This is a genomic window from Mycobacterium sp. UM_Kg1 (assembly GCF_000972925.1).
Classification (GTDB): domain Bacteria; phylum Actinomycetota; class Actinomycetes; order Mycobacteriales; family Mycobacteriaceae; genus Mycobacterium; species Mycobacterium hiberniae.
The window spans coordinates 1-10,404 of sequence record NZ_JRMK01000129.1 but is presented as its reverse complement, the minus strand read 5'-3'; the positions used below and the strand labels follow the sequence as shown (position 1 = coordinate 10,404).

At 69.4% G+C, this 10,404-nt stretch carries 9 protein-coding genes; 3 read left to right on the top strand and 6 right to left on the bottom strand.

Features of this window, described 5'->3' with window-relative positions; all coding sequences use genetic code 11:
• The 6 genes from LI92_RS16995 to LI92_RS16970 all read right to left on the bottom strand — a co-directional run.
• A partial coding sequence (locus LI92_RS16995) for an enoyl-CoA hydratase-related protein (protein ID WP_046320874.1) occupies positions 1-314 on the bottom strand: 314 nt, incomplete at its 3' end.
• Positions 314-1,480 (bottom strand): acyl-CoA dehydrogenase family protein, encoded by a 1,167-nt coding sequence (locus LI92_RS16990; RefSeq protein ID WP_046320872.1) that lies wholly within the window; start codon positions 1,478-1,480, stop codon positions 314-316. The genes LI92_RS16995 and LI92_RS16990, both read right to left, overlap by 1 nt.
• Entirely contained in the window at positions 1,477-3,465 is a 1,989-nt protein-coding gene (locus tag LI92_RS16985) for an acetyl/propionyl/methylcrotonyl-CoA carboxylase subunit alpha (protein WP_046320869.1), read from the bottom strand. Before LI92_RS16985 ends, LI92_RS16990 begins: the two co-directional genes overlap by 4 nt.
• 7 nt (positions 3,466-3,472) lie before the next feature.
• Positions 3,473-5,068, bottom strand: coding sequence for an acyl-CoA carboxylase subunit beta (locus tag LI92_RS16980; protein WP_046320867.1), 1,596 nt, complete (start codon positions 5,066-5,068; stop codon positions 3,473-3,475).
• Positions 5,069-5,138: 70 nt separating this feature from the next.
• Positions 5,139-6,287, bottom strand: a complete 1,149-nt coding sequence (locus LI92_RS16975; protein ID WP_046320865.1) for an acyl-CoA dehydrogenase family protein — start codon at positions 6,285-6,287, stop codon at positions 5,139-5,141.
• An 11-nt stretch (positions 6,288-6,298) separates the two neighbouring features.
• Positions 6,299-8,011, bottom strand: a complete 1,713-nt coding sequence (locus LI92_RS16970; RefSeq protein WP_046320863.1) for an acyclic terpene utilization AtuA family protein — start codon at positions 8,009-8,011, stop codon at positions 6,299-6,301.
• A gap of 285 nt (positions 8,012-8,296) precedes the next feature.
• Between LI92_RS16970 and rpmF the strand changes: the two genes are divergently transcribed.
• From rpmF to LI92_RS16955, 3 genes are all read left to right on the top strand, one after another.
• Complete coding sequence (gene rpmF, locus LI92_RS16965) at positions 8,297-8,470, top strand: 50S ribosomal protein L32 (protein ID WP_046320862.1); 174 nt, start codon at positions 8,297-8,299, stop codon at positions 8,468-8,470.
• A gap of 64 nt (positions 8,471-8,534) precedes the next feature.
• Complete coding sequence (locus LI92_RS16960; protein WP_046320860.1) at positions 8,535-9,227, top strand: response regulator transcription factor; 693 nt, start codon at positions 8,535-8,537, stop codon at positions 9,225-9,227.
• On the top strand, positions 9,227-10,404 hold a 1,178-nt coding region (locus tag LI92_RS16955; protein WP_046320877.1), incomplete at its 3' end, for a HAMP domain-containing sensor histidine kinase. The genes LI92_RS16960 and LI92_RS16955, both read left to right, overlap by 1 nt.

Sequence of the window (10,404 nt, the reverse complement as noted above, 5' to 3'; positions counted from 1 at the left end):
TCGTCATAGCTGCCGAGCATATTCGGCGGTCCCAGCTTCACCTCTCCTCCGTCGAGCCTCGCTGAACCGCCGGGTTCACGCGGTTCACCACCGGCGGCCTCGCTCAGATCCGCGCCGGCGCAGAAGGTGTTACCGGTGTGGCCCAGCACCACCACCCGCACGTTCGGGTCCGCCGCCGCGTCGCGCAGCCCGGCGTGCAGCTGGGCGACCAACGTCGATGACAGCGCGTTGCGGTTGTGCGGCGAGTCCAGGGTCAGGCGCGCCGACCCGTCGCCGGTGTCTTCCGGCCCCGCGTAGGTAACCAGCGTGTCCATCAGTACGACCGGGGCAGGCCCAGCGACGTCTGCGCGACGAAGTTGAGGATCATCTCCCGGCTCACCGGCGCGATGCGGGCCAGCCGGGACGCGGTGACCGCCGCGGCGATGCCGTACTCCTTGGTCAGGCCGTTGCCGCCCAGGGACTGCACGGCCTGGTCGACCGCCCGCGTCGAGGCCTCGCCGGCGGCGTACTTGGCCATGTTGGCCGCCTCCGCGGCGCCGAAGTCGTCGCCGGCGTCATAGAGCGTCGCCGCCTTCTGCATCATCAGCTTCGCCAGCTGGATTTCGATGTGGTTCGCCGCCAGCGGATGCGACAGGCCCTGGTGCGCCCCGATCGGGGTCTTCCAGACCTGGCGGGTGCTGACATAGTCGACGGCCTTGCCGATCGCGAAGCGGCCCATGCCGACCGCGCTGGCCGCACCCATGATGCGCTCCGGGTTCAGGCCCGCGAACAGCTGCGCGATCGCGGCGTCCTCGGAACCCACCAGCGCGTCGGCCGGCAGCCGGACATCGTCGAGGAAGACCTGGAACTGGCGCTCCGGGCTGATGATCTCCATGTCGATCGGCGTCCAGCTCAAACCGGGGGTGTCGGTGGGCACCACGAACAGTGCGGGCCGCAGGTTGCCGGTCTTGGCGTCCTCGCTGCGGCCGACCACCAACACCGCCTGGGCCTGGTCGATGCCGGAGATGAAGGTCTTCTGGCCTTTGAGGATCCAGTCCGAGCCGTCGCGGCGCGCCGTGGTGGTGATCTTGTGCGAGTTGGATCCGGCATCCGGCTCGGTGATGGCGAACGCCATGGTCAGCGAACCGTCGGCGATGCCGGGGATCCAGCGCTGCTTCTGCTCGTCGGTGCCGAACTTGGAGATGATGGTGCCGTTGATGGCCGGAGAGACGACCATCATCAGCAGTCCGCAGCCGTTCGCCGACATCTCCTCCATGACCAGCGACAGCTCGTACATGCCGGCGCCGCCGCCGCCGTACTCCTCGGGAAGATTCACCCCGATGAAGCCGAGCTTGCCCGCCTCGCTCCACAGTTCGTCGGTGTGCTGGCCGGCGCGGGCCTTCTCCAGGTAGTAGTCCTGGCCGTAGTTGCGGGCCATCGCGGCGACCGCCTCGCGCAGCGCGCGCCGTTCGTCGCTCTCGATGAAGCTGGTGTCGCTCATGGGTTATCTCCTTCTGCTTCCGATGTTGCTTCCGGCGCTTCGACACGGGCCAGCACAGCGCCGACCTCCACCTGGTCGCCGGGTTGGACGTTGAGCTGCGTGAGCACACCGTCGGCGGGTGCGCTGATGGTGTGTTCCATCTTCATCGCCTCCAGCCAGATCAGCGGCTGTCCGGCGGTCACCTCGTCGCCGGCGGCAGCGCCCAGCCGGATCACGCTGCCGGGCATGGGCGCCAGCAGTGACCCCTGGGCGACCGCCGACTCGGGATCGGGGAAACGGGGCAGCGCCACCAGGTGCACCGCCCCGGCCGGGGAGTCGACGTAGATGTCCGACCCGTACCGGGCGACGGCGAAGCTGCGGGCGACCCCCGCCGGATCGGCCAGAACCACCTCGTCCGGGGTGGCCGACACCACGGTGAGGTCGTCGTCGACGATCACCCCGGTGCGGGTGAAGCGGTATTCGATCCGGTGTTCGGTGCCGGAGTCGTCGGCGTAGCCCTTGGACTGGAATGCCGACGCCAGGTTGCGCCAACCGCTGGGCAGGGAGCCGAACGCCTGCGCGGTGGCTCGATTGTGGGCCGCGTCGGCCAGGGCCGCGGCGATCGCGCTGGCGCGCACCGTCGCGGCGTCGGCCAGCGGCGCGGACAACTCCGTCAGCCCGTGGGTGTCGAAGAACGCGGTATCGGTGGCGCCGTCGAGGAACGCCGGATGGCGCAACACGTTGACCAGCAGGTCCCGGTTGGTGCGCAGGCCGTGCAGGCGGGTGCGCGCCAGCGACCCGGCGAGCACCGCCGCCGCCTGACGGCGCGTCGGGGCGTAGCTGATCACCTTGGCCAGCATCGGGTCGTAGTGAACGGAGACCGTCGAGCCGTCGACGATGCCGGAGTCCAGCCGTACACCGGTCCGCCGGGACAGCGACTCGAACTGTGCGCCGACCCCGTCGGCCTCCAGGGCGTGCACGGTCCCGGCCTGCGGCTGCCAGCCGTGGGCGGGGTCCTCGGCATACAGGCGCGCCTCGATCGAGTGTCCCTGTGCGGGCGGCGGCGCGGGGTCGAGCCGGGCCCCGTCGGCCACCGCGATCTGCAGCTCGACGAGGTCGACGCCGGTGGTCTCCTCGGTGACCGGATGTTCCACCTGCAGACGGGTGTTCATCTCCAGGAAGTAGAACTCGCCGTGCTCGTCGGCCAGGAACTCAACGGTGCCGGCGCCGGTGTAGCCGATTGCGCTCGCGGCCAGCCGGGCGGCCTCGAACAGCCGGGTGCGCATCCCGGGGGTGCGCTCCACCAACGGCGACGGCGCCTCCTCGATGACCTTCTGGTGGCGGCGCTGAATCGAGCATTCCCGCTCGCCCACCGCCCACACCGTGCCGTACGCATCGGCCATCACCTGGACCTCGATGTGATGCCCGGTCGGCAGATAGCGTTCGCAGAACACCGTCGGGTCGCCGAACGCCGAGGCGGCTTCCCGCTGGGCGGCGGCCACTTCGGCGGGCAGCGCCGACAAGTCGCCGACCACCCGCATGCCGCGGCCGCCGCCGCCCGCCGAGGCTTTCACCAGCACGGGCAGTTGCGCCGCGGTGATGGTGGCGGGGTCGAGCTCTTCGAGAACCGGCACGCCGGCGGCGGCCATCATCTTCTTCGCCTCGATCTTGGAGCCCATCGAGGCGATCGCGGCCACCGGCGGCCCGATCCAGGTCAGCCCGGCCTCTTCCACCGCCGCGGCGAACTCGGCATTCTCCGAGAGGAATCCGTAGCCGGGATGGATGGCGTCGGCGCCCGCGGCCCGGGCGGCGGCGATGATCGCCTCGGCGGACAGGTAGCTGGTGGTCTCCGGCAGGCGCACCCGGGCGTCGGCTTCGGCCACGTGCGGCATGCCCGCGTCGGGGTCGGTGTAGACCGCGACCGTGCCCAGGCCCAGCCGGCGGCACGTGGCGAACACCCGGCGGGCGATCTCGCCGCGATTGGCCACCAGAACAGTGCTGATCATGGAGTCCTCACATCCGGAAGACGCCGAAGTTCGACGTCCCCTCGACCGGGCCATTGGCGATGGCGGACAAACACATTCCCAGAACCGTCCGGGTGTCGCGGGGGTCGATCACCCCGTCGTCGTAGAGCCGTCCGGACAGGAAGGTCGGCAGCGACTCGGCCTCGATCTGTGCTTCGATCGCGGCGCGCAACGCGGCGTCGGCGGCCTCGTCCACCTGCTGGCCGCGGGCCTCGGCGGCGGCGCGGCTGACGATCGAGATGACGCCGGCAAGTTGCGTCCCGCCCATCACCGCGGCCTTTGCGCTCGGCCAGGCGAACAGGAAACGCGGATCGTAGGCCCGCCCACACATGCCGTAGTGCCCGGCGCCGTAGGAAGCGCCGATCAGCAGCGAGATGTGCGGCACCGTCGAGTTGGACACGGCGTTGATCATCATCGAGCCGTGCTTGATCATGCCGCGCTCTTCGTAGGCCTTGCCGACCATGTACCCGGTGGTGTTGTGCAAGAACAACAGTGGCGTATTCGAGCGGTTGGCCAACTGGATGAACTGGGTGGCCTTCTGGGCCTCTTCGCTGAACAGCACGCCGCGGGCGTTGGCCAGAATGCCCACCGGGTAGCCGTGCAGGCGGGCCCAGCCGGTGACCAGCGACGAACCGTAGAGTGCCTTGAACTCGTCGAAGTCCGAGTCGTCGACGATCCGGGCGATCACTTCGCGCGGATCGAACGGGATGCGCAGATCGGCGGGCACGATGCCGATCAATTCCTCGGCGGTGTAGCGGGGTTCGAGCACCGCGGCCGGCTTCGGCCCCTGTTTGACCCAGTTCAGCCGCGCCACGATCCGCCGGCCGATCCGCAGTGCGTCGAGCTCATCGTTGGCGAGGTAGTCGCCCAGGCCCGAGGTGCGCGAATGCATCTCGGCGCCACCGAGTGACTCGTCGTCGGACTCCTCGCCGGTGGCCATCTTCACCAGCGGGGGACCGGCGAGGAACACCTTCGAGCGTTCCCGGATCATCACCACGTGGTCGGACATGCCCGGCACGTAGGCGCCGCCGGCGGTGGAGTTGCCGAACACCAGCGCGATGGTCGGGATGCCGGCCGCCGAGAGGCGGGTCAGGTCGCGGAACATCTGCCCGCCGGGGATGAACACTTCCTTCTGCGTCGGCAGATCGGCTCCGCCGGATTCCACCAGCGAGATCAGCGGGAGCCGGTTCTCCAGGGCGATCTGGTTGGCCCGCAGGATTTTTCGCAGAGTCCACGGGTTAGACGTGCCGCCTTTGACCGTCGCGTCGTTGGAGACGATCATGCACTCGACGCCGCTGACCGCGCCGATCCCGATCACCACACTGGCGCCGACCTGGAACTCGCTGCCCCAGGCGGCCAGCGGACACAGTTCCAGGAAGGGCGAGTCGGGGTCCACCAGCGCCTCGATGCGCTCGCGCGCGGTGAGCTTGCCGCGGGCGTGGTGGCGCTCGACGTATTTGGGGCCGCCCCCGGCCAGTGCTTTGGCCAGTTCGGCATCGAGCTCGGCGAGTTTGTCGGTCAGTGCCGAGGCGGCCTCGGCATAGGCGGGTGAGGCCGGATCGAGCGTGGAGGTCAGAACCGTCATAGCCGGGCCTGACGTAGGACGGTCGGCCGCGCGCGGTGGTGCGCGGTGAGGTGGTGCGCAGCAGCGGTGATCATGCCTGATATCCAAGCGTCTTGGCGGCCAGCGAGGTCAGGATCTCGGTGGTTCCGCCACCGATTCCGATGATCCGCATGTCGCGGTACTGGCGCTCGACCTCGGATTCGGCCATGTAGCCCATCCCGCCGAACAGCTGAACCGCCTGGTGAGCGACCCATTCACCGGCCTCTACCGCGGTGTTCTTGGCGAAGCACACCTCGGCGATCAGGTTGTGGTCCCCGGCCAGCTGGCGCTCGACCACCTGGCGGGTGTAGACCCGGGCCACATCGATTCGGCGGGCCATCTCGGCCAGGGTGTTCTGCACGGCCTGTCGTGAGATCAGCGGCCGGCCGAACGTCTCCCGGTCGCGGCACCAGGCTACGGTCAGGTCCAGACAGCGCTGTGCGCTGGCATACGCCTGTGCGGCCAGCGCCACCCGCTCGGAGACGAAGGCGCCGGCGATCTGGATGAATCCGGTGTTCTCGACACCCACCAGGTTCGCGGTCGGCACCTGGGCGTCGACGTAGGACAACTCGGCGGTGTCCGAGGAGCGCCAGCCCATCTTGTCCAGTTTGCGCGACACCTCGAACCCGGGCGTGCCCCGCTCGACCACCAGCAGCGAGACCCCGCCGGCTCCCGGTCCGCCGGTGCGCACCGCGGTGACGACGTAGTCGGCGCGCACCGCGGAGGTGATGAAGGTTTTGGCGCCGTTGACCACGTAGTGATCGCCCTCCCGCCGCGCCGTGGTGCGCAGGTGCCCGACGTCCGAACCGCCGCCCGGTTCGGTGATGGCCAGCGAACCGATCTTCTCGCCGGCCAGCGTCGGGCGGACGTACTCCTCGATCAGCCGGGCATCGCCCGAGGCGATCATGTGCGGCACCGCGATACCGCAGGTGAACAGGGAGGCGAACACGCCGCCGGGGGCTCCGGCCTGGTGCATCTCCTCGCACACGGTCAGCGCGTCGGCGCTGTCGCCGCCGCTGCCACCGACCTCTTCGCCATAGCCCGCACCCAGCAGGCCGATGTCGGCGGCCTTGCGGTGCAGTTCGCGGGGCAGGTCGCCGGTGCGTTCCCACTCCTCGACGTGGGGCAGGATCTCCCGGTCCACGAATCCGCGCACGGTGTCGCGCAGCGCCTGGCGCTCCGGGGTGGTCCAGATACTCATATCTTCCCTTCTCAGAGCAGCTGCTCGGGTATCTCCAGATGCCGGCTGCGCAGCCATTCGCCCAGCCCCTTGGCCTGCGGGTCGAATCGGGCCTGGTAGGCCACTCCTTGCCCGAGGATGCCGTCGATCACGAAGTTCACCGCGCGCAGCTTGGGCAACAGGTGGCGGCTGACCGGCAGCGCCGCGGTCTCGGGCAGCAGTTCGCGCAGTTTCTCCACGGTCATGGTGTGGGCCAGCCAGCGCCACTGCTCCTCGGTGCGCACCCAGAGTCCTACGTTGGCCGAGCCGCCCTTGTCGCCGCTGCGGGCGCCGGCGACCGAGCCCAGGGGAGCGCGCCGGCTCGGGCCGGCCGGTAGCGGCTCGGGCAGCTCCGGTTCGGCGACCGGGGCCAGCTCGCGCGTCTCTTCGCCGCGTTGCGAGGCGGCCGGGATGTCGACGCGGGTGCCGTCAGCGTGCACGGCGACGTGCGGCACCTGCGCGGCGTCGACATAGCCGGGCGTGAACACCCCGTACACCTGCCCGTCGCCGGGCGGGGCGGTGGCGCAGAACCCCGGGTAGCTGGCCAGGGCCAGCTCCACCCCGGCCGCCGAGAACGCGCGGCCCACCTTGGCGGGGTCGGGATCGCGCACCACACAGTGCAGCAGGGCGCTGGCGGTCTCCTCGGTGTCGGCATCGGGATGGTCGGTTCGCGACAACGTCCACTCCAGCTCGGCCGGCCGGACGGTCAGGGCCGCCTCCAGCTGGGTACGCACCAGCTCGGCTTTGGCCTCGATGTCCAGGCCGGTCAGCACGAAGGTGGTGGAGTTGCGGAACCCGCCGATCGAGTTCAGCGACACCTTGTAGGTCGGTGGCGGCGCTTCGCCGGTCACGCCGGAGATGCGCACCCGGTCCGGACCGTCGGCGGCCAGCTCGACGGAGTCCATGCGCACCGTGACGTCGGGGTTCGCGTAGCGGGCGCCGGTCACTTCGTAGAGCAGTTGCGCGGTCACGGTGTCGACGCTGACCAGCCCGCCGGTGCCGGGATGCTTGGTGATCACCGACGACCCGTCGGGGTAGATCTCGGCGAGCGGGAACCCCGGGTGCAGCATCTGGGCGGTGGGGATCTCGGTGAAGAAGGAGTAGTTGCCGCCGCTGGCCTGCACGCCGCACTCGATGACGTGGCCGGCGACCACGGCCCCGGCCAGCCGGTCGTAGTCCGTGCGGCTCCACCCGAAGTGGGCGGCGGCGGGTCCGACGATCACCGACGCGTCGGTGACGCGGCCGGTGATCAACACATCGGCGCCGCCGGCCAGGCACTCGGCGATACCCCAGGCCCCCAGGTAGGCGTTCGCCGTCAGCGGAGCGCCCAACCCCAGTTCCGCGGCGCGGTCCAGCAGGTCGTCGCCTTCGACATGGGCGACCCGGGCCGGGACGCCCAGGCGCTGCGCCAGTTCGCGCACGGCGTCGGCAAGGCCGGCCGGGTTGAGCCCGCCGGCGTTGGTCACGATGCGGACGCCCCGATCGTGGGCCAGTCCCAGGCATTGTTCGAGCTGGGTCAAAAAGGTCTTGGCGTAGCCGCGCTGCGGGTTTTTCATCCGGTCGCGGCCCAGGATCAGCATGGTGAGTTCGGCCAGGTAGTCGCCGGTGAGGTAGTCCAGTTCGCCGCCGGTGAGCATCTCGTGCATGGCGGCATGGCGGTCGCCGTAGAACCCCGAGCAGTTTCCGATGCGAACGGCTGCTGTCATCCCCAAATCCCATCCCTCAACCAACCGGTAGGTTAGCCGGTACCGGCGGTGTCGCGTCAAGGTGCGCTGCTTGCGCTGTGCAGCTACGGCACTCCTTTATGTCGAGCCTCGCTGAACCGTGGGGCCAGATGCCGCGGTCCCAGCGTCGGCTCTCCTTCGTCGAGCCTCGCTGAACCGCGGGGCCTCCACTCTTTTGGAGCCGACGCTGGTCACCGGCTATCCTTTGCGATAGTCCCGCCGCTGGAATCGAGCGGCACCTATGCCAACAACAGGAGAGGCTCGACCATGGCCGTGCCGAAACGCAGGATGTCGCGTGCGAACACTCGCAGTCGCCGCGCGCAGTGGAAGGCTGAGGCAACCGGCCTGGTCACCGTGTCCGTCGCCGGACGTGCCCACAAGGTGCCGCGCCGTCTGCTCAAAGCCGCACGTCTGGGTCTCATCGATCTCGATCGCCGCTAATTAGGATCCGACACGACCGGCGTCTGGCCCCCCAGATCGCCCCTCGGATGATTGGATAGCACCCATGGCTACCCGGGTACTGGTTGTTGATGACGATCGCGCGGTGCGCGAGTCGTTACGCAGGTCGTTGTCGTTCAATGGTTACGCCGTCTCGTTGGCCACCGATGGGGTCGAGGCGCTCGAGGCCATCACCAACGACCGTCCGGACGCGATGATCCTGGACGTCATGATGCCGCGGCTGGACGGCCTGGAGGTCTGCCGTCAGCTGCGGAGCACCGGTGACGACCTGCCGATCCTGGTCCTGACGGCCCGCGACTCGGTCTCCGAGCGTGTCGCCGGCCTGGATGCCGGCGCTGACGACTATCTGCCCAAGCCGTTCGCGCTGGAGGAACTGCTGGCGCGGATGCGGGCGCTGCTGCGCCGCACCACCGCCGAGGAGCTCAGCGAATCCGTGGCGATGTCCTTCGAGGACCTCACGTTGGACCCGGTGACCCGCGAAGTCACCCGGGGGGACCGCCAGATCAGCCTCACCCGCACCGAGTTCGCCCTGCTGGAGATGCTCATCGCCAATCCGCGCCGGGTTCTCACCCGCAGCCGGATTCTCGAGGAGGTGTGGGGCTTCGACTTCCCCACCTCGGGCAACGCGCTGGAGGTCTACATCGGGTACCTGCGTCGTAAGACCGAAGCCGAAGGGGAGCCGCGGCTGATCTACACCGTGCGCGGGGTGGGTTACGTGCTTCGCGAGACGCCCCCCTGATGCAATCGTTCCGCCGTCGGCAGGGTGAAGAGGCGAAGAAGACCTCCCTCTCGCTGCGCTGGCGGGTAATGCTGCTGGCGATGTCGATGGTGGCATTGGTGGTGGTCCTGATGGCCGTCGCCGTCTACGCCGTGATTTCGGCTGCGCTCTACAACGACATCGACAATCAGCTGCAGAGCCGGGCCGAGATGCTCATCGCCAGTGGCTCGCTGGCCGCCGATCCCCGCAAGGCGATCGAGGGCACCGCCTATTCCGACGTCAACGCCATGCTGGTCAATCCCGGCCGGTCGATCTACACCGCCAATCAGCCCGGCCAGCGGCTGCCGGTGGGCCAGCAGGAGAAGGCCGTCATCCGCGGCGAGCTGTTCCTCTCGCGCCGCACCGCGTCCGGCCAGCGGGTGCTGGCCGTGCACCTGCCCAACGGCAGCACGTTGTTGATCTCCAAGAGCCTGGCGCCCACCCAGGCGGTGACGATGAAGCTGCGATGGGTGCTGCTGGTGGTCGGCGGCGTGGGTGTCGTGGTGGCCGCGGTGGCCGGCGGCATGGTCACCCGCGCGGGGCTGCGGCCGGTGGGCCGGCTGACCGAGGCGGCCGAACGCGTGGCGCGCACCGACGACCTGCGACCGATACCGGTGTACGGCAGCGACGAGCTGGCCCGCCTCACCGAGGCGTTCAACGCGATGCTGCGGGCGCTGGCGGAGTCGCGGGAGCGGCAGGCCCGTCTGGTCGCCGATGCCGGCCATGAGCTCAAGACCCCGCTGACGTCGCTGCGCACCAACGTCGAGCTGTTGATGGCATCGGCGGCGCCGGGCGCCCCGCAGCTGCCCGAAGAGGAGATGGCCGAACTGCGTGCCGATGCAATCGGGCAGATCGAGGAATTGTCCACGCTGGTAGGCGATCTGGTGGATCTCACCCGCGACGATCAGCGCGAGGTCGCCTACGAACAGGTCGACATCACCGAGGTCGTCGACCGCAGCATGGAGCGGGTCCGTCGGCGCCGCAACGACATCGAGTTCGATATCCAGGTGGTGCCCTGGTACGTCTACGGCGACGCCGCGGGTCTGTCCCGCGCGGTGCTCAACCTCCTCGACAATGCGGCCAAGTGGAGTCCGTCGGGCGGGGTCGTCGGACTGCGGATGCGTCAGCTCGACCCCACGCACGTGGAGATGGTCGTCTC